Source organism: Micromonospora sp. NBRC 101691, assembly GCF_030269285.1.
GTDB classification, from domain to species: domain Bacteria; phylum Actinomycetota; class Actinomycetes; order Mycobacteriales; family Micromonosporaceae; genus Micromonospora; species Micromonospora echinospora.
In genome coordinates, this window is record NZ_BSTB01000009.1 from 1 (window position 1) to 19,776 (window position 19,776).

The 19,776-nt window shown below is 71.5% G+C and carries 19 protein-coding genes, 15 tRNA genes and 1 pseudogene; 13 read left to right on the forward strand and 22 right to left on the reverse strand.

Translation table 11 applies throughout. The features are described 5' to 3' along the window. Positions 1 to 259: 259 nt before the first annotated feature. The 16 genes from QSK20_RS15690 to QSK20_RS15765 form a co-directional block, all read right to left on the reverse strand. A tRNA-Arg gene (locus QSK20_RS15690) sits at positions 260 to 333 on the reverse strand. A gap of 14 nt (positions 334 to 347) precedes the next feature. Further along, positions 348 to 419: transfer RNA gene (locus QSK20_RS15695), tRNA-Asp, on the reverse strand. A 1-nt stretch (position 420) separates the two neighbouring features. Then, positions 421 to 492 (reverse strand) — tRNA-Ala (locus QSK20_RS15700). 77 nt (positions 493 to 569) lie between these two features. Continuing rightward, positions 570 to 644, reverse strand: a tRNA-Leu gene (locus QSK20_RS15705). A 47-nt stretch (positions 645 to 691) separates the two neighbouring features. After that, positions 692 to 766 (reverse strand) — tRNA-Met (locus tag QSK20_RS15710). A gap of 8 nt (positions 767 to 774) precedes the next feature. After that, positions 775 to 848 (reverse strand) — tRNA-Thr (locus QSK20_RS15715). Position 849: 1 nt separating this feature from the next. Then, positions 850 to 928, reverse strand: a tRNA-Leu gene (locus tag QSK20_RS15720). 5 nt (positions 929 to 933) lie between these two features. Then, positions 934 to 1,007: transfer RNA gene (locus QSK20_RS15725), tRNA-Gln, on the reverse strand. 34 nt (positions 1,008 to 1,041) lie between these two features. Then, positions 1,042 to 1,485, reverse strand: a complete 444-nt coding sequence (locus QSK20_RS15730) for an HNH endonuclease (RefSeq protein WP_285789337.1) — start codon at positions 1,483 to 1,485, stop codon at positions 1,042 to 1,044. Positions 1,486 to 1,520: 35 nt separating this feature from the next. Then, positions 1,521 to 1,593: transfer RNA gene (locus tag QSK20_RS15735), tRNA-Gly, on the reverse strand. A gap of 21 nt (positions 1,594 to 1,614) precedes the next feature. After that, a tRNA-Leu gene (locus QSK20_RS15740) sits at positions 1,615 to 1,692 on the reverse strand. Positions 1,693 to 1,701: 9 nt separating this feature from the next. After that, positions 1,702 to 1,772, reverse strand: a tRNA-Gly gene (locus tag QSK20_RS15745). A 10-nt stretch (positions 1,773 to 1,782) separates the two neighbouring features. Continuing rightward, a tRNA-Glu gene (locus QSK20_RS15750) sits at positions 1,783 to 1,857 on the reverse strand. Between the two features lie 30 nt (positions 1,858 to 1,887). Then, positions 1,888 to 1,962 (reverse strand) — tRNA-Pro (locus tag QSK20_RS15755). 113 nt (positions 1,963 to 2,075) lie between these two features. Then, positions 2,076 to 2,148: transfer RNA gene (locus tag QSK20_RS15760), tRNA-Trp, on the reverse strand. Between the two features lie 76 nt (positions 2,149 to 2,224). Continuing rightward, positions 2,225 to 2,356, reverse strand: a complete 132-nt coding sequence (locus tag QSK20_RS15765) for a hypothetical protein (RefSeq protein ID WP_285789338.1) — start codon at positions 2,354 to 2,356, stop codon at positions 2,225 to 2,227. Between the two features lie 201 nt (positions 2,357 to 2,557). Between QSK20_RS15765 and QSK20_RS15770 the strand changes: the two genes are divergently transcribed. The 7 genes and pseudogenes from QSK20_RS15770 to QSK20_RS15800 all read left to right on the forward strand — a co-directional run bounded on the left by QSK20_RS15770 (position 2,558) and on the right by QSK20_RS15800 (position 7,916). Further along, positions 2,558 to 3,958, forward strand: coding sequence for a class II fumarate hydratase (locus QSK20_RS15770; RefSeq protein WP_502888906.1), 1,401 nt, complete (start codon positions 2,558 to 2,560; stop codon positions 3,956 to 3,958). A gap of 20 nt (positions 3,959 to 3,978) precedes the next feature. After that, positions 3,979 to 4,092, forward strand: a pseudogene (locus tag QSK20_RS15775) (transcriptional regulator); the annotation flags it as partial. Further along, positions 4,083 to 4,265, forward strand: coding sequence for a DUF397 domain-containing protein (locus QSK20_RS15780; RefSeq protein ID WP_285789340.1), 183 nt, complete (start codon positions 4,083 to 4,085; stop codon positions 4,263 to 4,265). The pseudogene QSK20_RS15775 and the gene QSK20_RS15780, both read left to right, overlap by 10 nt. Position 4,266: 1 nt before the next feature. After that, positions 4,267 to 4,662 carry a pyridoxamine 5'-phosphate oxidase family protein gene (locus tag QSK20_RS15785; protein WP_285789341.1) on the forward strand — a complete coding sequence of 132 codons (396 nt, stop codon included), beginning with the start codon at positions 4,267 to 4,269 and terminating at the stop codon, positions 4,660 to 4,662. 158 nt (positions 4,663 to 4,820) lie between these two features. Then, a complete protein-coding gene (locus tag QSK20_RS15790) occupies positions 4,821 to 5,453 on the forward strand; it encodes a GNAT family N-acetyltransferase (RefSeq protein WP_285789342.1) in 633 nt (210 codons plus the stop codon). Next, positions 5,447 to 6,136, forward strand: a complete 690-nt coding sequence (locus tag QSK20_RS15795) for an HAD family hydrolase (protein WP_285789343.1) — start codon at positions 5,447 to 5,449, stop codon at positions 6,134 to 6,136. Before QSK20_RS15790 ends, QSK20_RS15795 begins: the two co-directional genes overlap by 7 nt. 88 nt (positions 6,137 to 6,224) lie before the next feature. Then, positions 6,225 to 7,916: a S8 family peptidase gene (locus tag QSK20_RS15800; protein ID WP_285789344.1), complete on the forward strand. Its 1,692-nt coding sequence runs from the start codon at positions 6,225 to 6,227 to the stop codon at positions 7,914 to 7,916. Between the two features lie 200 nt (positions 7,917 to 8,116). Here QSK20_RS15800 and QSK20_RS15805 read toward each other — a convergent pair whose 3' ends face one another. Further along, positions 8,117 to 9,076 (reverse strand): PDDEXK family nuclease, encoded by a 960-nt coding sequence (locus tag QSK20_RS15805; RefSeq protein WP_285789345.1) that lies wholly within the window; start codon positions 9,074 to 9,076, stop codon positions 8,117 to 8,119. Between the two features lie 274 nt (positions 9,077 to 9,350). Next, entirely contained in the window at positions 9,351 to 9,959 is a 609-nt protein-coding gene (locus QSK20_RS15810; RefSeq protein ID WP_285789541.1) for an IclR family transcriptional regulator, read from the reverse strand. Between the two features lie 222 nt (positions 9,960 to 10,181). On the opposite strand from QSK20_RS15810, the gene cysS reads away from it, so the two are divergent. Next, positions 10,182 to 11,597: a cysteine--tRNA ligase gene (gene cysS, locus QSK20_RS15815; RefSeq protein WP_285789346.1), complete on the forward strand. Its 1,416-nt coding sequence runs from the start codon at positions 10,182 to 10,184 to the stop codon at positions 11,595 to 11,597. Continuing rightward, positions 11,597 to 12,712, forward strand: a complete 1,116-nt coding sequence (gene rlmB / locus QSK20_RS15820) for a 23S rRNA (guanosine(2251)-2'-O)-methyltransferase RlmB (RefSeq protein ID WP_285789347.1) — start codon at positions 11,597 to 11,599, stop codon at positions 12,710 to 12,712. Before cysS ends, rlmB begins: the two co-directional genes overlap by 1 nt. A 66-nt stretch (positions 12,713 to 12,778) precedes the next feature. On the opposite strand, the gene QSK20_RS15825 is transcribed toward rlmB, so the two are convergent. Beyond that, positions 12,779 to 13,870 carry an ABC transporter ATP-binding protein gene (locus QSK20_RS15825; protein ID WP_285789348.1) on the reverse strand — a complete coding sequence of 364 codons (1,092 nt, stop codon included), beginning with the start codon at positions 13,868 to 13,870 and terminating at the stop codon, positions 12,779 to 12,781. A gap of 375 nt (positions 13,871 to 14,245) precedes the next feature. Between QSK20_RS15825 and QSK20_RS15830 the strand changes: the two genes are divergently transcribed. Further along, positions 14,246 to 14,322 (forward strand) — tRNA-Thr (locus QSK20_RS15830). A 23-nt stretch (positions 14,323 to 14,345) separates the two neighbouring features. On the opposite strand, the gene QSK20_RS15835 is transcribed toward QSK20_RS15830, so the two are convergent. Next, on the reverse strand, positions 14,346 to 15,251 hold the full coding sequence (locus tag QSK20_RS15835) for an alpha/beta fold hydrolase (RefSeq protein WP_285789349.1): 906 nt from the start codon (positions 15,249 to 15,251) through the stop codon (positions 14,346 to 14,348). 87 nt (positions 15,252 to 15,338) lie between these two features. On the opposite strand from QSK20_RS15835, the gene QSK20_RS15840 reads away from it, so the two are divergent. From QSK20_RS15840 to QSK20_RS15850, 3 genes are all read left to right on the forward strand, one after another. Continuing rightward, the gene (locus tag QSK20_RS15840) at positions 15,339 to 15,740 is read left to right on the forward strand and encodes a helix-turn-helix domain-containing protein (RefSeq protein WP_285789350.1); all 402 of its coding nucleotides are present in this window, start codon (positions 15,339 to 15,341) and stop codon (positions 15,738 to 15,740) included. A 35-nt stretch (positions 15,741 to 15,775) separates the two neighbouring features. Further along, positions 15,776 to 16,186 carry a VOC family protein gene (locus QSK20_RS15845; RefSeq protein ID WP_285789351.1) on the forward strand — a complete coding sequence of 137 codons (411 nt, stop codon included), beginning with the start codon at positions 15,776 to 15,778 and terminating at the stop codon, positions 16,184 to 16,186. A gap of 164 nt (positions 16,187 to 16,350) precedes the next feature. Then, on the forward strand, positions 16,351 to 17,118 hold the full coding sequence (locus QSK20_RS15850; RefSeq protein ID WP_285789352.1) for an enoyl-CoA hydratase/isomerase family protein: 768 nt from the start codon (positions 16,351 to 16,353) through the stop codon (positions 17,116 to 17,118). A gap of 7 nt (positions 17,119 to 17,125) precedes the next feature. On the opposite strand, the gene QSK20_RS15855 is transcribed toward QSK20_RS15850, so the two are convergent. Next, positions 17,126 to 18,466: a low temperature requirement protein A gene (locus tag QSK20_RS15855; protein ID WP_285789353.1), complete on the reverse strand. Its 1,341-nt coding sequence runs from the start codon at positions 18,464 to 18,466 to the stop codon at positions 17,126 to 17,128. 146 nt (positions 18,467 to 18,612) lie between these two features. Next, a complete protein-coding gene (locus QSK20_RS15860) occupies positions 18,613 to 19,752 on the reverse strand; it encodes a hypothetical protein (RefSeq protein ID WP_285789354.1) in 1,140 nt (379 codons plus the stop codon). Between the last annotated feature and the right edge of the window lie 24 nt (positions 19,753 to 19,776).

Here is a 19,776-nt window from a genome sequence, read left to right on the forward strand (position 1 = left end):
CCGACTCAAGGACCGCGACCTCGGCCGCGTCCCCGCAGCCAGCAAGACCAACGACTAAAGATCAACCAAACCAAGGTGGTCCAGTTTCAGCCGGACCACGGTGGTCACGATTGAGGCGGCGTTGACATCAGCTAGCGGCGCCTGGCGGAGGGAAGAACGTCCGAACTCCTACGGGCTATCTCACCCCAGCCGTTTGCGAACCGACGACCCTGCGGCCCTCAGCCGGATGCGCTACCAAACTACGCCACGTCCCGATGCGTGCCCCTGGCAGGATTCGAACCTGCAACCTCGACATTCGTAGTGTCGCGCGCTGTCCAGCTGCGCCACAGGGGCAAGGTGTTGCTGCGCGCCAACGACGGGAATCGAACCCGCGACCCTCCGATCGACAGTCGGATGCTCTACCACTGAGCTACGTCGGCATGGTGGATCGACGGGGAGTCGAACCCCGCACGCGAGGCTTGCAAAGCGACGCTGTGCACCAGCACTCGACCCATGGCTCGGCTGGCCGGAATCGAACCGGCTTCTCCCGGCTGCCCGGGGCTCGGTTCCGTTCCGCCTACGACCTGCCGTGTCCGGAGAGGGATTCGAACCCCCACTGAACGCGTCCTGAACGCGTTGCCTCCTGCCATTTGGGCTACCCGGACAAATTTTCTCGACCCGGGGTGAAGGCGTGCCCTTCGCCCCGAAGCCGTGGTGCCGACGCCCGGTGTCGATCCGGGTGCCTTCCGGTTATGAGCCGGACGCTCTGCCGTTGAGCTACGTCGGCGTGGTGGGAGCCGATGACAGGAATCGAACCTGCGTCCGCCGCATTACAGGTGCGGTGCTCGACCATCGTGAGCTCCACCGGCTTGGTGCCCTCGGCACGACTCGAACGTGCACGTTGACCAGGATCTCGGCCTGGTGCCTCTCCCAGTTGGGCCACGAGGGCGTGCGCTGCGGGCGGAGGACTTGAACCTCCAACCTTCCGGTTTCAGAGCCGGATGTGCTGCCAGTTGCACCAGCCCGCATCACGGCCGGCGGGCAGGGCCCGCCGGCCGGTGATCAGCGGTGCACCATGCTCGACCAGGTGGGCACCGACGGCGGGAACCGCAGTTCCATCCCCGCCTCGGCGGGGGTGAGGTCACCCTTGTGCTGGTTGCAGGCGTAGCACGCGCCGATCGTGTTCTTCCAGCTGTTCCGGCCGCCCCGCGAGCGGGGCAGGATGTGGTCGACGGTGGTCGCCGTCGACGGGCAGTACGCGCACCGGTAGCCGTCCCGGCGCAGCACGCCGGACTTCGACCAGCCGGGACCGCTGCGGTACCGCCACCTGGTGACGACGTACCGGACCAGGCGCAGGACGCGCGGCATCGGGAAGACGCCGAGGTGCCGGTCCGGTTCGGCTTCGTGGATCTCGGCGACCCGGCGCATCAGCATCCGGATCGCGTGTTGGACGGGGACCCGGTGCAGTGGTCCCAGGTCGGCGTTGAGCACGAGCACGGCGTTCACCGGGCCCTCCCTTCTTTTCGGCTGTCGGTGGTGAGAGCGGACGACGGGGTTCGAACCCGCGACCTCGACGTTGGCAACGTCGCGCGCTACCGGCTGCGCCACGTCCGCATGGAGCCGTCCACGACGGCGTGGTGCCGAGAGCGGGACTCGAACCCGCAACGACGGAGGTTTGAGTTCCGCGCCTCGTGCCTGTTGGGCTACCTCGGCATATGCGCGAGCGGTACCGGGGAATCGAACCCCGACCGGCTGTTTGGAAGACAGCGGCTCTTCCGTTGAGCTAGTACCGCAGGTGTTGCGTAGGCCGTACGGGGCTCGAACCCGTAAACCTCCTGGCTGAGAACCAGGCGAGCTGCCAGCTTGCTCCAACGGCCCGTGAAGCCGGCGGGAACGCCGGCACGTACGTGGTCCGGGACCGGGGTGTCGAAGCCCGTGTCTCCTGCTCCCAAAGCAGGCGGGTTACCGTCTCCCTCGCCCCGGTTAGATGTTGCCCCCGGCCGGCCCGTGACGGTGCCGGCCGGGGGTATGGGTAAATGCCATCCACTGTGGAGTTGAGAATTAGCGACGTCGCCGGCCGCAGCCGTGACGAAAAGCAGGGGCGACAGGATTCGAACCTGCAACCTCCGGTTTTGGAGACCGACGCTCTACCCGTTGAGCCACGCCCCTGTGAAACTGTGGTCGGGTAACGAAAAAGCCGCCCGTTCCCTGGCTGGGGTGGGCGGCTTAGCAGCTTGCGCTGGCGCTACTCGCGCCGCCACCCCAGCTTCCAGTTCCACTCGCTCAGCGGCAGATCGTGGGCTCGCCCGATCGAGGGCAGCACGACACCGCCGCGCGGCATGCACCGCGTGGTTTCGGTGGAGGCGTACTGCAACACGGGGAACTCCTTGGCTGGGTCCGATCTTGCCTTGCTCTCTAAAGGTAGGGGCGGGCGTGCACCGCTGGCAATGGATATTTCCAAGACCCATTCACGTGTGCCCTGGCCTTCGCGTTGACCGGCTGACGCGGCTGGTCAGGCACGTCCTCGACGACCCGCGATCATCTGCGGGCCGGCGGCGGGCGCGGCAGGATGGAACGCGTGACGAATCCAGAGGCAGTGGGCTACCGGATCGAACGTGACTCGATGGGCGAGGTGGAGGTGCCCGCCGACGCGCTGTGGCGGGCGCAGACCCAGCGTGCCGTGCAGAACTTCCCGATCTCCGGCCGGGGGATCGAATCCGCCCAGATCCGGGCGCTGGCCCAGATCAAGGGCGCGGCGGCGCAGGTCAACGCCGAACTGGGCGTGCTCGACGCCGAGGTGGCCACCGCGATCGCCACCGCCGCCGCGCACGTGGCCGACGGTGGGTACGACGACCAGTTCCCGATCGACGTCTTCCAGACCGGCTCGGGCACCTCGTCCAACATGAACACCAACGAGGTGATCGCCAGCCTGGCCGGCCGGGAACTCGGTCGGGAGGTGCACCCGAACGACGACGTCAACGCCTCGCAGTCCAGCAACGACGTCTTCCCGTCCTCGATCCACCTGGCCGCGACCGAAGCGGTCACCCACGACCTGCTCCCCGCGCTGACCCACCTGGCGGAGGCGCTGGAGACCAAGGCCGCCGAGTTCGAGGCCGTGGTCAAGGCCGGGCGGACCCACCTGATGGACGCCACCCCGGTCACCCTCGGCCAGGAGTTCGGCGGGTACGCCGCGCAGATCCGGTACGGCGTCGAGCGGCTGGAGGCGGCCCTGCCCCGCCTGGCCGAACTGCCGTTGGGTGGCACCGCCGTGGGCACCGGCATCAACACCCCGCTCGGCTTCGCCGGCCGGGTGATCGAGAAGTTGCGCGAGCAGACCGGGCTGCCGGTGACCGAGGCCCGCAACCACTTCGAGGCGCAGGGCGCGCGGGACGCGCTGGTGGAGACGTCCGGCCAGCTCCGTACCGTCGCGGTCGGCTTCTACAAGATCGCCAACGACGTACGCTGGATGGGCTCCGGCCCCCGCGCCGGCCTGCGTGAGCTGCGTATCCCCGACCTCCAGCCCGGGTCGTCGATCATGCCCGGCAAGGTGAACCCCGTGGTCGCCGAGGCGGTCCGGCAGGTCTGCGCCCAGGTGATCGGCAACGACGCCACGGTCGCGTTCGCCGGTTCCCAGGGTGACTTCGAGCTGAACGTGATGCTCCCGGTGATGGCCCGCAACCTGCTGGAGTCGATCCGGCTGCTGGCCGCGTCCAGCCGTCTCTTCGCCGACCGCTGCGTGGCCGGCCTCGCCGCGAACGCGGACGTCTGTCTGGCGTACGCGGAGGGCTCGCCGTCGATCGTCACCCCGCTCAACCGCTATCTCGGGTACGACGAGGCCGCCTCGATCGCGAAGGAGGCGCTGGCGAAGGAGATCTCCATCCGGGAGGTGGTGCTCGCCCGGGGCCACGTGGACAGCGGGAAGCTCAGTGCGGACCAGCTCGACGAGGCGCTCGACGTGCTGAGGATGACCCATCCCTGACCCGTGCGGAGGAACCGCGAGAGCCGGTGGACCTGTCGCGGCTGCGACGGATCTGGGAGATTGACCTCGGCGTGGCGTTGCCACCGCAGGAGTCCATCGAGATGGTGAGGGAAGTGGCGGAGTCATGGAGCTGACCGGCGCCCACTGGCGCATGAGCAGCCGGGGTGGTGCGGACGACGTGTGCGTCGAGGCGGCGACGAACCTGCCCGAACTGGTCGGGGTGCCCGACAGCAAGGGCCCGGTCGGCCCGGTGCTCACCTTCGCCCCGTACGCCCGGCGGTTCCTCGTCGCGGCGCTACCGCGCTGACGTGCCGGTGGTTCCCGACGGCGAGGTGCTTGCCCGGCTCGGCCGGGAACGCAACGTCTGGTTCTGCACCCTCCGCCCCGACGGCTCACCGCACCTGACGCCGGTCTGGTTCGTCCACCTCGACGACCAGTGGTGGATCTGCACCGCCGCCCGCAACCGCAAGGTCCGGAACGTGGCGGCCGATCCGCGGGTCTCGCTGGCTCTGGAGGACGGACGTGCCCCGGTCGTCGCGGAGGGGACGGTGACGATCCACCGCGAGTCCTTCCCCTCCGGCGTGGTGGCGGCCTTCCGCGCCAAGTACGGCTGGGACGTCACCGGCTCGGACGGGCCGGAGGGCGGCAACGTGCTGCTCCAGGTCACCGTCTCCCGCTGGCTCTTCGCCGGTCCGACGGACTGACCGCCACCGCTGGTTCGGCGGACCACTGGCGGCGCCGGGCTACCCCGGCACGCACGCCCGGCACGCACTTCCCGGCGGGCGTCCGGGTGACCCGTCGGAACCGGGGCGGCGGCCAAAGGCGTGGCCCGGCCGACGCGCCACGCGGCACCATACGGGGCATGAGCGACCTACCGGAGCAGTCCGCGACCCTGCTGGAGACCGCGCGCCTCCGGCTGTGCCGGCTGACCCCGGCCGACGTCGACCACCTCGTCGAGTTGGACGCCGACCCGGAGGTCATGCGCTACCTCACGAACGGCCGCCCCACGCCGCTGCCGGTGATCCGGGACGAACTGCTGCCCCACCTGCTCGACCAGTACGACCGCTGGCCGGGCCTCGGCCGCTGGGCGGCGACCGACCGGCTCGACGGGGCCTTTCTGGGCTGGTTCGCCCTCGCCCCGCCGGCCGGCGACCTCCCGGCGTCCGGACCCACCCAGGCCGAGCTGGGCTACCGCCTCCGGCGTTCCGCCTGGGGGAGAGGGCTCGCCACGGAAGGGGCGCGGGCCCTCGTCCGGTACGCCTTCACGCGGCTCGGGCTGCGCCGCGTCTGGGCGGAGACCATGGCCGTCAACGTCGGATCCCGGCGGGTCATGCAGAAAGCCGGTCTGCATTATGTCCGCACTTTTCACCTCACCTGGGACGACCCGATTCCGGGATACGAACACGGGGAGGTGGAATACGAAATCCGCTCGCCGGATGCTAGGAAGGATGCTTTGCCGACAGAATCGACAACAGGGGCGTTCATCCCATGGTGAGTGTGGTCGTGTTCGACGCGGACGAGACGCTACTGGACCTGAGGCCGGCGGTGACCAGCAGCCTGGCGGCCGTACTGGAGGAGATGCGGCGGTTGAGCCCCGCCGCGGCCACGGTCTCCCTGGCGGACCTGGAGGCGGACTGGGCGGCGGTCTGGGCCGTACGCAGTGCCGCGCCGGTGCAGGAGGTCCGCCGTGCCGGGCTGGCCCTGTCGCTGGCCCGGGCCGGGCTGGACGCCGAACTCGACCGTATCCTCGAATTGTTCTTCGCTCACCGGTTCGCGCTGACCAGGCCATTTCCGGATGTGCTCCCGGCGCTCGCCGAGTTGCGCCGGCACTTCGTGCTCGGCTACGCCACCAACGGCAACAGCCGGACCGAACGCTGCGGCCTGGCCGGCGAGTTCGCCTTCGAGTTGTACGCCCACGAGAACGGACTGCCGAAGAAGCCGGCACCCGAGTTCTACGCGGCGGTGGTGGCGGCGGCCGGCGTGCCCCCGTCGGAGGTGCTCTACGTGGGGGACTCCCTGGACCACGACGTGATCGCGCCGCAACGCGCGGGCCTGCGCGCGGTCTGGCTGAACCGCACCGGAACGATCTGCCGTCCCGGAGTGGCGCCGGACGGTGAGGTGTCCACAATGGCCGAACTGCTCGACGTCATCGACCGGTCGGTGCGACAGCCGCTGTGAACGCCTCTGATCTGCCGCTACCTCTGGCGAAACCAGCGTTGATGTTGTCTGATGTCTGCCACGTCCCTCAACGAGAGGATCTGATGTGGTGAGCAAGCGCTTCACCGCCGGTGCCGTCGCTACCGCAACGGCGCTGGCACTCACGGTGACCGGTTCGGTCGGAACGGCGAATGCCGAACCGACCGTGTCCCGGACGTTCACCGTCGTCGCGGAGGAGGGTGTCTCCGCCGACGCCGCGATCGCCGCCATCCGCTCCGCCGGTGGCACGGTGGTCTCCCGTACCGACGAGGTCGGTATCTTCCAGGTCACCAGCGAGCGGGCCGACTTCGCCGCCCGGGCCACCGCTGCCGCCGCCCTGGTCGGCGCGGCCCAGCAGAAGGCCATCGGCCGCAAGCCCAAGCTGGACCGGGTCGAGCAGGAACACCTGCTGGCCGCGACGAAGAAGGCGGCGAAGGACGCCAAGAAGCGCGGGACCAAGATGGACCCGCTCGACGACAAGCTGTGGGGCCTGGAGATGATCCGGGCCGACAAGTCCCGCAAGATCGAGCCCGGTGACCGGCGGGTCAAGGTCGGTGTCCTGGACACCGGCGTGGACGCCAGCAACCCGGACATCGCCCCGAACTTCGACTGGTCGCTGTCGCGCAACTTCGCGCCCGACATCGCCGAGGTCGACGGCCCGTGCGAGGTGGCGAGCTGCCTCGACCCGGTCGGCACCGACGACAACGGGCACGGCACGCACGTCGCCGGCACCATCGGTGCGGCGGCCAACGGCTTCGGCATCTCCGGGGTCGCCCCGAACGTCACCCTGGTGCAGCTCAAGGGCGGCCAGGACTCGGGTTACTTCTTCCTCGAGCCGGTGGTCAACTCGCTGGTGCACGCGGCCAACAACGGCCTCGACGTGGTGAACATGTCGTTCTACGTCGACCCGTGGCTGTACAACTGCACCGCCAACCCGGCCGACTCGCCGGAGGACCAGGCCGCACAGCGGGCCACCATCGCGGCGATGAAGCGGACCCTGACCTACGCGCACCGCAAGGGCGTCACGCTGGTCGGCGCGCTCGGCAACAACAACGAGGACCTCGGTGCCCCGCGCACCGACACGGGCAGCCCGAACTACGGTCCCACCCAGCCGTACCCCCGGCCGATCGACAACGAGAGCTGCTGGGACCTGCCGGCCGAGGGCCCGCACGTGATCGGGGTCTCCTCGCTCGGCCCGTCGTACAAGAAGTCGGACTTCTCGAACTGGGGCACCGAGCAGATCTCCGTCGCCGCGCCGGGTGGCTGGTTCCGGGACGGCTTCGGCACCGACTCGTACCGCACCGACGCCAACATGATCCTGTCGGCGTACCCGAAGCACGTGCTCCAGGAGGAGGGCTCGGTCGACGCGGACGGCAACATCGTCCCCGGTGCCGAGACCTTCGTCTTCAAGGAGTGCAAGACCAACGGTGAGTGCGGCTACTACACCTACCTCCAGGGCACCTCGATGGCCGCGCCGCACGCGGCCGGCGTCACCGCGCTGATCGTCAGCAAGTTCGGCAAGAACGAGCGTCGGGGTGGGTTCGGCATGGACCCGGCTCTGGTCGAGCAGCACCTCTACCGTACGGCCGCCGAGCGGGCCTGCCCGGAGCCCCGGCTCCAGCAGTACCGCAACGAGGGCCGGGACGAGACCTACGACGCGTACTGCGCCGGCGGTCTCAACTTCAACGGCTTCTACGGCTACGGCATCGTCGACGCCTACGCCGCCGTGAAGACCCCGCTCAAGCCGAACGCCCGCCCGTAGGGCCCGCGTCCGACTGATCGGTGGAACTGCGGCACCCGGCTCGTCCGGGTGCCGCAGTTCCGTCTTTCCCGGCCGGGGCGGGGTGTACGCCGCCTACGTGCTGCCGGCCGAGGCGGCACCGGTGTTCCCGGCCGCCTGCCCATGTCGGCCGCGCGAGCGGCCCACGCCGGTCGCCCATCCCGGCCGGCCGCGCCGTTCACCTATTCCGGCCGCTCGCTCATGCCGACCGGTCGGCTGCGCCAGCCACGGCTGGCCAGCGCCGCCCGGATCTCGCGGAGCAGCGCGGCGAAGTCGTGGCGCAGGCGTCGACCGGTCACGTGCAGCACCAGCCAGCCGGCACCGACGAGTTGGTTGAGCCGGCGACGGTCGTGGTGCAACTGCTCCGGGTCGGCGTGCCAGCGGCCGTCGTACTCGACGGCGACCTTGAACTCGGGCCAGGCCAGATCGGGGTGCAGGACCAGCCCGGACGGCATCCGGACCGGATGCTGGGTCACCGGTCGGGGCAGCCCGGCCAGCACCAGCCTAACCCGCAGGTGGGACTCCGGCGGTGACTGCGCACCCGGATCCGCCAGGCCGAACACGCGGATCACCCGCCTGCCGCCCCGCCGGTCTGCGTTTCGGCCGGCGATGTCGGCGAGTGCATGCCGGTTGGTCAGGCCCCGCCCGAGTAGGCCGTCGATGATGGCGACCGCCCGGACCGGTTCCACCCACGCTGCGGTCTCCCACGCGGATCGGGTCGGGTCGGAGCGCGGCGGTGCACCCGTCCAGCCCGGCTCCGGGCCGGCCGTAGCCCCGACTGCGGATCCGTTGGCGGCCAGGGCGGTCGTGTGCACCCGTAGTCCCCGCTGACTGCGCAGCCCGGCCGGGCCGGTGACGACGACATGGACGTCGTCGGTGAAGCTGGCGGCGTGTTCGACACCGTGCAGGTACGCCGCCGACGGGCCGGCGAAGGCCGCACCAGCGGGAAGTCGGCAGGCCACCGCCCGGCAGGCGAGTGTGTGGTCCCGGTCGAGCCGGGTGTCGGCGTAGACGTCGTGGCGCAGCCGAACACAGGCCGAGCTGCGGAGGTGGTCTGCGGTGAGGAGACCACGGCGGACCGCGTCCGAGCCACGGAAGACCTGCCAGGCCAGGGCCGGCGGTCGGTAGGCGGGTGGAGGCATGTCAGTCAGGGTGCCGGTCGGTCTGCGCTCAGTGACACCCCTGTGGACAACCAGCCCCGCCCGTCCGGCTACCTCCTGTGGACAACCGCCCTCGTGCCCGACGACTGTGCTAGGCGGCGTGACCGTGCGCCCCGACCGGCGTGATCGACTCGGATTGCGGCATGTCGGCCTCTTGCCCGGCCCTGACACCCCGACATGCCGCACGACGAGTCGATCACGCCGGCCGGGACCCGGCGCGGACGGGCCGGCCGGGCGGACTGGGCCGGGTGGGGGGTCAGGAGAGGGCGTGGGCGATGGCGGTGGCGGCGGTGAGGACCTGCCCGCCGACCGTCGTGGCGTCCAGCGGGGCCAGCGCCACCACGCCGACGCTCGCCTCCAGCCCGGGTACGCCGAGCACCGGCGCGGCCACGCCGTACGCGCCGGGTTGCAGTTCGCCCTCGGTGGTCACCGGGCCGGCGGACCCGGCCCGACCGGCGAGGATGGCCCGCCCCGCCGCCCCGCGTTCCAGCGGGTGCCGGGAACCCGTCCGGTACGCCACGTGGAAGGCGGTCCAGCTCGGCTCGACCACAGCCAGGGCGACGCCCTCGTCCCCCTCGACCACGGTCAGGTGGGCGGTCGCGCCGGCCTGCTCGGCCAGCCGGCGTAGCGCGGGCATCGCCCCCTCGGCGAGCAGCGGCTGGGCGCGTCGGGCCAGGTGGAGCACCCCGGCACCGAGGCGCAGCCGGCCGGCACGGTCACGGCGCAGCATGCCGTGCCCGGTCAGCGCGCTGACCAGGCGGTAGACGGCCGCCCGGCCGATGCCCAGCCGGTGCGCGGCCTCGGTGACGGTCAGCCCGCCCGGCGCGTCGGCGACCAGGTGCAGCAGGCGCAGTCCCCGGTCCAGGGTCTGCGCGGTCTCCCCGGGGCGGCCCGACGTCGCGCCGCCGCCCGGCTCCGGGAAGCCGTCCGCGACCGGCGCCGGGGAGCCGTCGCCGGGGCGGCCGGACCGCCTCTCTCCGACCGGCTCCGTGGGCCCGTTCCCGGGTCGTCCCGCCGTTTCCACAGCAGGCAGCGTACGACCCAGCGCCGGGCAGCCCGAAGATGTGGGGACCGTTACCCTTGTACGGTGACGCTACGCCTGTATGACACCGCCACCCGAACGGTCCGGGACTTCGTCCCGAAGGAAGCCGGCAAGGTGGGGGTCTACCTGTGTGGTCTCACCCTCCAGGCACCTCCACACATCGGTCATCTTCGTTCCGGCGTCAACTACGACGTGCTGCGCCGCTGGCTGCTGGCGAGGGGCTTCGAGGTCACCTTCATCCGCAACCTGACCGACATCGACGACAAGCTGCTGGTCAAGTCGTGCGAGCAGGAGCGGCCCTTCTGGTCGATCGCGTACGCCAACGAGCTGGTCCTGGCCGCCGCGTACCGGTCGCTCAACGTGCTGCCGCCGACGTACGAGCCCCGGGCCACCGGACACGTCCCGGAGATGCACGAGCTGATCGCCACGCTGATCGAGCGGGGGCACGCCTACCCGGCCACCGACGGCTCGGGTGACGTCTACTTCGACGTCGCTTCCTGGCCGGCGTACGGCGAACTCTCCGGCCAGTCCCCGGCCGACATGCAGTCCGCCGGGGACGCCCCGGACCGGGGCAAGCGCGACCCACGGGACTTCGCGCTCTGGAAGGGCGCGAAACCGGACGAGCCGGCCGACGCCTACTGGCCGTCGCCGTGGGGGCGGGGCCGTCCCGGCTGGCACATCGAGTGCTCGGCGATGTGCTGGCGCTACCTGGGCGCGGAGTTCGACATCCACGGCGGCGGGCTCGACCTGACCTTCCCGCACCACGAGAACGAGATCGCCCAGTCGAAGGCCGCCGGCCTGCCGTTCGCCCGCTACTGGGTGCACCACGGCCTGCTCAGCCTCGGCGGGGCGAAGATGGGCAAGTCCGCCGGCAACGCCCTCGACCTGGCCTACGTCGCCTCGCTCGGGGTGCGGCCGGTCGAGCTGCGCTACTACTTCGCCGCGGCGCACTACCGGTCCCGCATCGACTACACCGAGGACGCGCTGCGCGAGTCGGCGACCGCGTACCGGCGGATCGAGGGCTTCGTGCAGCGGGCCGCCGAGCTGGTCGGCGCGGGGACGCCCGGTGAGCTGCCGGCGGCGTTCACCGCCGCGATGGACGACGACCTGAACACCTCCGCCGCGCTGGCCGTGCTGCACGACGTGCTCCGCGACGGGAACACCGCCCTGGCCGGCGGGGACGATGTGACGGTCCGCACCACGCTCGCCGCCGTCCGGGCGATGCTGGATATCCTCGGCGTCGACCCCCTGGACGCCGCGTGGACGGGCGACGGTCGCGGTGACGACCTGCGCGGCGTGGTGGACTCCCTGGTCGCGTTGGCCCTGGAGCAGCGTGCCCAGGCGCGCGGTCGCAAGGACTGGGCCGCCGCCGACGCGGTACGCGACCAGCTCAAGCAGGCCGGCGTGGTGGTCGAGGACACCCCGCAGGGCCCCCGTTGGACTATTGGAGAGCAGGACTGATGCCCGGCAACTCACAGCGCCGAGGCCGGCGACTGGCCCCGAAGCAGGGGGCCCCGAAGGGCTCCGGCGGTAAGAACCGGGACTCCCTCGCCGGGCGGGGGAAGACCCTCCCGGCCGACGAGCGTCCCTGGCACAAGGCGTACTCGGGCACCGAGAAGCTGCCCCAGCGCACCGCGTGGAAGCAGGAAAAGGAGCGGCGCGCCGCCGCCGACGAGGGGCGCGCGCCCAAGATCGGCCAGCCCGGCACCAAGGACACCACCTGGGGCAAGGGCGGCGGCCGGGGCGTCCCCGCCGCCAAGGGACGCGGCGGCAAGCCGGCCGCCCGCAGCGGTCCCCGGGTCTCCCCGGGGCGCCGGTCCACCCCGGCGAAGGACAGCCCGGAACTGCTGGTCGGGCGGAACCCGGTGCTGGAGTCGCTGCGCGCGATGGTGCCGGCGACCGCGCTCTACACCGCCCAGGGCATCGACGCCGACGACCGGGTCAAGGAGATCGTCCGGACGGCCGCCGACCGGGGCATCGCCATCCTGGAGGTCAGCCGGGCCGAACTGGACCGGATGACCGGGGGCGTGCTGCACCAGGGCGTCGGCCTCCAGGTGCCGCCGTTCGCGTACGAGCCGTTCGAGGACCTGGTCGCGGCGGCGCTGGAGCAGACCGCCCCGCTGCTGGTGGCGCTGGACGGGGTCACCGATCCGCGCAACCTCGGCGCGGTGATCCGGTCGGCTGCCGCGTTCGGCGCGCAGGGTGTCTTCGTACCGGAGCGGCGGGCCGCCGGGATCACCGCGACCGCCTGGCGGACCAGCGCGGGCGCGGCGGCGCGGGTGCCGGTGGCGCAGGTGACGAACCTGACCCGGTCGCTGAAGGCGTGCCAGGACGCCGGGTTCATGGTGGTCGGGCTGGACGCCGACGGCGAGACCGACCTCTACGACCTGGAGGCCGCGGTCGGCCCGCTGGTCGTCGTGGTCGGCTCGGAGGGGCGTGGGCTCTCCCGCCTGGTCGGCGAGACCTGTGACCTGACCGTGCGCATCCCGATGGTCTCCGACGTCGAGTCGCTGAACGCGAGCGTGGCCGCCGCGGTCACCCTCGCCGAGGTCGCCCGGCGGCGCGCCGTCGCCTGAGTCCGGAAGACAGCCAGACGCCGAAAGGGGCGGTCCGCCGAAGCGGGCCGCCCCTTTCGTGGTACGTCAGATCCGGTTGCCGCTGCCGGCGTTGAAGACGTGGATCCGGCCGGTGCGCGGCTTGACGAACACGGTGTCACCCATGTTCGGCATCGCGCGACGGTCGGTCCGGACGACGAACCGCTCGTTCGCGCCCTCCAGCGCGGCGTGGCCGTAGACGTTGGCGTCCGAACCGAGGTCCTCGACCAGCTCGACGACGACCGGCATGCCGCCCTCGGTGGGGCTGACCAGGTCGCAGTCCTCCGGACGGAAGCCCACGGTGACCTTGCCGTTGCCGCCCTCGGCGCGGGCCGCCTCGACCTGCTCCCGGGTCAGCGGGATGTTCATCTCGGCGAAGGCCGCGCCGGTCTCGCCCAGCGGCACGGTCTTGATGTTCATGGCCGGGGAGCCCATGAAGCCGGCGACGAAGACGTTCGCCGGGGTGTCGTAGAGCGCCCGGGGGGTGTCCACCTGCTGGAGGACACCGTCGAGCATGACGGCCACCCGGTGGCCCATCGTCATCGCCTCGACCTGGTCGTGCGTGACGTAGACGGTGGTGACGCCGAGCTTGGCCTGGAGCGACGCGATCTGGGTACGGGTCTGCACCCGGAGCTTGGCGTCGAGGTTCGACAGCGGCTCGTCCATGAGGAAGACCTGCGGCTCCCGCACGATGGCCCGGCCCATCGCGACCCGCTGGCGCTGACCGCCGGAGAGGGCCTTCGGCTTACGGCTGAGGTACTCCTCCAGCTGGAGCAGGCTGGCCGCCTCCTTGACCCGCCGGTCGATCTCCGACTTGGGGGTCTTGCGGAGCTTGAGCGCGAACGCCATGTTCTCGTACACCGACATGTGCGGGTAGAGGGCGTAGTTCTGGAAGACCATCGCGATGTCGCGGGCCTTCGGCGGCAGGTGGGTGACGTCGCGCTGGTCGATGTAGATCGAGCCCTCGTCGACGTCCTCCAGGCCGGCGAGCATCCGCAGGCTGGTGGACTTGCCGCAACCGGAGGGGCCGACCAGGACGAGGAACTCGCCGTCGCCGATCTCCAGGTCGAGCTGGTTGACGGCGGGACGCTCGGTGCCCGCGTAGATGCGGGACGCCTTGGCGTAGGTGACCGTAGCCATGGTGAAGCGCTTCCTTTCACCGGCAGGAACGTGCCGGACGATCCGAGTGAAGGAGCGACCGGCACGCAGCCGTGCCGGCCCGTCGGCCGAATTCCGGTCACCCGTAGGTCACTGGAATGTCGTCCGCGTCACTGCACGGTAAACGGGATTTCCTCGCGTGCCAAGACGGTGGGCACTGGATGGGACCGACGACATTCGCATACCGGTCACTCAGGCACGCACAACCATCAATCGCCGGGACATTGACTGCGTTGCGTGCACCGTAGGATCACAACCCGACCAGAAGTATGGCGTCAGATCACGTTTCCAGTGCTGGGGGGCCTGGTGAGGGAGGAAATCCGGACGCCAGTCGCTATGCTGACCACGGACGCCCGCGCCCCTGTAGCTCAGCTGGCCAGAGCACTCGCCTTGTAAGCGAGATGTCGCCGGTTCGATCCCGGCCGGGGGCTCCATTCCCCGTCGGTTCCGGGCCCGTTCACAGCTGAACGGGCCCGGCCGGCGGCGACGCCCCGACCCGCGCCGGGGCGACCGCGCCGGTGTGTGCCAACACCGCGTCGGCGAGCGGCTCCAGCACCGCCGGGGCGAGGGCGTGTCCCATGCCTCCGACGGTGACCAGCTTCGCGGAGGGGATCAGCCCGGCCAGGTACGACGCGTGTGGCGGCGGGTTGATCGGGTCCTCCGGGGCCTCGACGACCAGGAACGGCACGCGGACCCGACCCAGCTCCGTGCCCCGCTCCAGCCCGTGCTGCCCGGCCCGGGCGTGCGCGGCGGCGTTGCGGTGCGTGCCGGCGTGGTCCATGCACGCCTCCTCCATCGCCCGGAACGCCGCCGGGTCGAAAGGGGTCACGTCGCCGTTGAGGATCCGCCAGTGCGCCACCCGCCAGTCGAGTTCCGCCTCGCGGTCCCGCTCGTCGGTGAAGTGTTCCCACAGTTGCAGCAGGCGTGGGTCCGGGGGCGGCAACGGTGGCGCGTCCGGCCCGCCGGCCAGGCCGGCGCCGAGCGCGGCGGTGCAGAACGCGGTGGCGCTCAGCAGCCGCCCGGGGTGGTCGAGGGCGAGCAGCTGCACCAGGACGCCGCCCATGGACATGCCGACTACGTGGGCCCGGTCCACGCCGGCCGCGTCGAGCACCGCCACCGCGTCGGCCGCGAGGTCGGCGACGTCGTACGGGTGCTCGTCGAACGCCCAGGTGGAGCGGCCGGTGTCCCGGTGGTCGTAGACGATCACCCGGTGCCGGGTGGCGAGCCTGTCGACCAGGGCCGGCGGCCAGGTCGCCGCGTTGGCGTTGGCGCCCATGACGAGCAGCAGCGGCGGCGCGTCGACCGGCCCGACCGCGCGTGCCCAGAGCCGGTAGGGGGCGGACACGGCGACGGTGAGTTCCATATTAGACATTGTGCCGCAGGTCGGGCGATTACGCATTCGGGCCGGTCAGCGCGGCGGCCGTCGTCCGCCGGCTGTCATGATGGGCCGGTGAGCCGTGCGGTCGAGCAGTCCAACCGGGCGATGCTGCGGGCCCGGGACGCGATGGACCGCTCGTACGCCGAGCCACTGGACATCCCCACCCTGGCGAGGGTCGCGCACGTCTCCGAGGCGCACTTCATCCGGACTTTCCGGGCCACCTTCGGCGAGACCCCGCACCGCTACCTCCAGCGCCGTCGGGTCGAGCGGGCGATGTCCCTGCTGATCGAGTCGGACCGGGACGTCACGGAGATCTGCCACGCGGTGGGCTTCAGCAGCCTCGGCACCTTCAGCCGTACCTTCCGGGAGATCGTCGGCCAGTCGCCGACCGCCTTCCGGGCCCGGCGGAGCCCGGCCGGTGCCGTGCCGAGCTGTTTCACCAAGGCCTGGACCCGACCCAGCAGTTTTGGATAAGCAGCAGGTCAGGGCCGGGTCGTAGCGTGGTCGGCATGACGATGAACGCGATCAGCCGCTCCCAGATCTACGTCCTCGACCAGGACGAGGCCCTCGACTTCTACGTCGGCAAGCTGGGTCTGGAGGTCCACACCGACGCCGACCTCGGCTTCATGCGCTGGCTGACGGTCAACGTGCCCGGAGACCGCCAGCGGGAGATCCTGCTGGAGAAGCCGGGCCCGCCGGCCCTGGACCCGGCGACCGCCGAACAGGTGCGGGAGATGCTCACCAAGGGGGCGTTGGGTGGTTACCTCTTCATGACCACCGACGACGCGTACAAGACGTACGAGGACCTGGTGGCCAAGGGGGTGGACATCACCGACGAGCCGGCCGAACGTCCGTACGGCATCGACTTCGGCATCCGTGACCCGTTCGGCAACCGCATCCGGATCGGGCAGATGTTCTGACCCCGCCCCCGGCGCCTGCTCTCGGCGTGGGCCGGGCGCCGCCGACGCGCGGCCACCGACCGGTGGGGGTCCGTTAGGGTCGACGGGCCGGTCCCGGACCCGGCTCTGCCGTCGGCGGGGCGACGGGTAGGTCGGCGGGCAGGTCGGCGGGACGAGGAGGAACGGTGTCGGACGCGCGGTTGACCGTCGAGGTGGCCGGTCCGGTGGCGACCGTGGTGATCAGCAATCCGACCCGCCGGAACGCGATGACCCCGGACATGTGGCGGCAGTTGCCGCCGCTGCTCGACCGGCTGGAGGCCGATCCGGCCATCCGGGTCCTGGTGCTCACCGGGGCGGGGGAGACCTTCTGCGCGGGTGCCGACCTGGGTGACCTGGACGAGGTGCTGGCGGCCGGTGACCACAGCGTGGCGGTGGTCGCCGAGGAACGGCTGGCGGCCTTCGCCAAGCCGACCGTCGCGGCGGTACGCGGCGCCTGCGTGGGCGGCGGCTGCCAGCTCGCCGTCGCCTGCGACCTGCGGATCGCCGCCGCCGACGCCCGGTTCGGCGTGCCGCCGGCCCGGCTCGGAGTGGTCTACCAGACGCCGGCGACCCGGCGGCTGGCCGCCCTGGTCGGACCGGCCACCGCCAAGTACCTGATCTTCACCGGCGAGCTGGTGGACGCCGAGCGGGCCATCCGGGTCGGCCTGGTCGACGAGGTGCTGCCGGCCGATCGACTCGCCGACCGGATCGCCGGGCTGACCGGCACGATCGCTCTGCGTTCCCAGCTCAGCATCGTCGCCGCCAAGGAGGTCGTGGACGGTCGGGCCGACGCCGAGCGGGTGGCCCGGTGGCACCGGGAGGCCCTGGCCAGCGGTGAGGCACAGGAGGGGGTGGCGGCGTTCCACGAACGCCGTCCGGCGCGGTTCACCTGGACCATCCCGCCGACCGGGTGAGACGGCCTCAGATCTCCATCCTCGCGGCCAGACCCGCCTCGCGTAGCTCACGGCGCTGCCCGTCGGCGATGACGACCTCCACCACGATCAGGACGAAGGAGACGGCCGCCAGCAGTCCCAGCGCGCCGGTCGCCGAGATCCGCCGGGCGACGGGGACGAGCGCGACCAGCACCAGCACGGCGGCCACCCGGGTCCAGACGATCGTCCTGATCGTGCGGGCGATGCGCAGTTGGTAGGCGACGTTCGCCAGGAGGAAGAGGACTATCCCCCCGTAGAGACCGAAGAGGCCGATGGCGGAGAGCGGTTCGTCGGGGCGGCGTTCTTCGAGGGGGCCGACGTGCTGGATCAGTTCGCGGATGCCGAGGGCCGGCAGGAGGATGCCGGCGACCATGGGTAGGTGGAGGTAGCTGTAGGCGTCCCGGGCCAGGGCGAACCTGGTCTTCGCGTCGGCGCGTTCGAGGGCCTGCTCACCGACGAGCGCCACCACGTCGAAGTAGGTCCACAGCAGCACCCCGGTGACGGTCATGGCCAGCAGCACGGCGAGCAGGAGATGCCAGTCGATCGACACGTCGGCGCTGGCCGTTCCGATCGAGATGATGTTCTCGCCGATGGCCACGATCAGGATCAGTCCGAACCGGTCGCACCAGTGCCGGGCGGAGAAGATGCCGATCTCCCAGATGGGCAGCGTGAAACTGCCCAGGTAGTCCACGAACACGGCCAGGAGCCAGAGGAGGGTCACGGCGAGGGCGGCCTGTCGCTGGTCGGCGATGACCCGGTGCGGCACGAGCGCGGCGCAGACGAGCAGGGCGGTGCTGGCGACCATCGGTGCCGCGGGCACCAGGATGTGCCGGGCCAGGTGCTGGGCCGAGACGGCGTACGCGTACAGCGCCAGGTGCAGCGACCGTACGAGGAAGTAGCACGCGGGGAAGATGAGCGGGCCGTACAGCCCACCGGGCCGGTCCACGAACGCGACCAGGGTCGACATCGCCATCACGAAGGTGATCCCGGTGACCACGAACAACCCGAACCGCATCACCCCGAAGCTGGCCTGGAGGTTGTTGGTCAACCACGCGAAGGCGGCCCAGGACCACCAGAGCAGGGCCAGCACGAGCAACCCGCGCAGCATGCCCTGAGGGGTGTAGTCGCTGACGACCAGCGCGCCGAGCTGGACGAAGGCGAACACGAAGACCAGGTCGAAGAAGAGCTCCTCGGTGGCCGTACGGGTGCCCTCGCGGACCGGCCGTTTGCCGAACAGGCTGCCGACGGCGTCGCGCAGGTATTCGCGTGCCGGCTTGTGCCGTGCGGTCTTCCTCCTGTCACCTCCGGTCGGCGGGCGGTCCTCCGTCACCGGGCCAGTCTGGCAGCTTGTCCGGCCCGGAAAGTCTGTTTCATGCTGGTTGGCCGGGGGTGGATCCGGTGGCCCGGTGGTACGTGTCCGGTCGTGGCTCGGACGTACGTGTCCGGGTCGTGGCCCGGTCGTGGGTGCCGGGTCGGTCAGCCGGTCCCGGCGTGGCGGGCGCGGCTGGCGGCACGGGCGGCGGCGAGCGGCCGGTCCACACATCCGGCCATCTGCACGACCAGTTCGCCGTGCAGCAGCGGCCGGTTGACCTCGCCGGCGACCTGGAGCGCCGGCCCGGAGAGCGCCCGCCACACGGCGGCGAGACCCGCGCCGAGGCCGAGCAGCGCCACCGCCGTCCGGGTGGCCGGGGAGCCGGCGGCTGCGGTGGCGCTCACCCCCACCACCGCGAGCAGGACCACCAGCAGCGGTACGAGCACCGGGTAACAGATGCCCCGCGCGGCCCGCACCACCAGCCGCCGGTCCCGGATGATCAGGTTGCGGGCGACGATCGCGTAGTGCTCCTCGTCGAGCAGGTCCCGGGGGTGCAGCCCGCCGGTGAGTACGCTCCGCCACAGGTCACCCTGGTTGCGCAGCTCGGCCGCGAGGTCACGCAGCTCCGCCTCGCCCGGGTCCCCGGCCGCCGCCGCGCGGACCGCCGCCGTCCAGCTCGCCAGCGAGTGACGCACCACCGGGGCCGCGTACGGCGGCAGCACGCCCGCCAGCTCGTCCAGCCAGCGGCGCAGCTGGTCCTGCCGGCCGCCGAACCGCTGGGGCAGCTGCCCGGCGTCGCACCGCCGTACGGTGTCGGCGAGGGAACGCCCGAGCCGGTACGCGATCCCGATCCGGTGGTCGCGGGCCATCGCCCAGCGCAGCACGTCCACGTTCAACTCGTCCAGGGCGACCAGCAGCGCCTCGACGTCGCCGGGGCGGTCGTCGCCAACCTCCCGGATCCGGGACCGGGCGGCGGCGGTCGACGGCCCGGCCCCGTCGTGCCGGGCCAGCGTGGCGATCTGGCGGAGCGCCACCTCCACACCGTCGAGGTACATCCACATCCGCTGCCGCCCGGACATCTCCGTCAGGTTGGACAGCTTGGACCGGGGTGCGACCGGTCGGTCGGCGGGGCCGTCGTCCGGCGCGGTGGTCCGCGCGTGGTGGTACGCGTCCGCCATCCACCAGCCGAGCCGCAGTGCGGTCACCACGCCCGCCCGTTCGTCGGCGCGTGGGCCGTCCTCGCGGCCGGGCTCGTCGGGGCGGGTGCCGGGCTCCGTCTGGAGCTGATGGTGGCGTGGCTGCACGGTGTCCCCCGCTGGCAAGGTGAT

Bases quoted from the DNA above. Each gene is read 5' to 3' on its own strand.
- QSK20_RS15780 (WP_285789340.1), top strand. From the start codon at position 4,083: ATGGAGCTGACCGGCGCCCACTGGCGCATGAGCAGCCGGGGTGGTGCG.
- QSK20_RS15790 (WP_285789342.1), top strand. From the start codon at position 4,821: ATGAGCGACCTACCGGAGCAGTCCGCGACCCTGCTGGAGACCGCGCGC.
- QSK20_RS15795 (WP_285789343.1), top strand. From the start codon at position 5,447: ATGGTGAGTGTGGTCGTGTTCGACGCGGACGAGACGCTACTGGACCTG.
- QSK20_RS15805 (WP_285789345.1), bottom strand. From the start codon at position 9,076: ATGCCTCCACCCGCCTACCGACCGCCGGCCCTGGCCTGGCAGGTCTTC.
- rlmB (WP_285789347.1), top strand. From the start codon at position 11,597: ATGCCCGGCAACTCACAGCGCCGAGGCCGGCGACTGGCCCCGAAGCAG.
- QSK20_RS15825 (WP_285789348.1), bottom strand. From the start codon at position 13,870: ATGGCTACGGTCACCTACGCCAAGGCGTCCCGCATCTACGCGGGCACC.
- QSK20_RS15835 (WP_285789349.1), bottom strand. From the start codon at position 15,251: ATGGAACTCACCGTCGCCGTGTCCGCCCCCTACCGGCTCTGGGCACGC.
- QSK20_RS15845 (WP_285789351.1), top strand. From the start codon at position 15,776: ATGACGATGAACGCGATCAGCCGCTCCCAGATCTACGTCCTCGACCAG.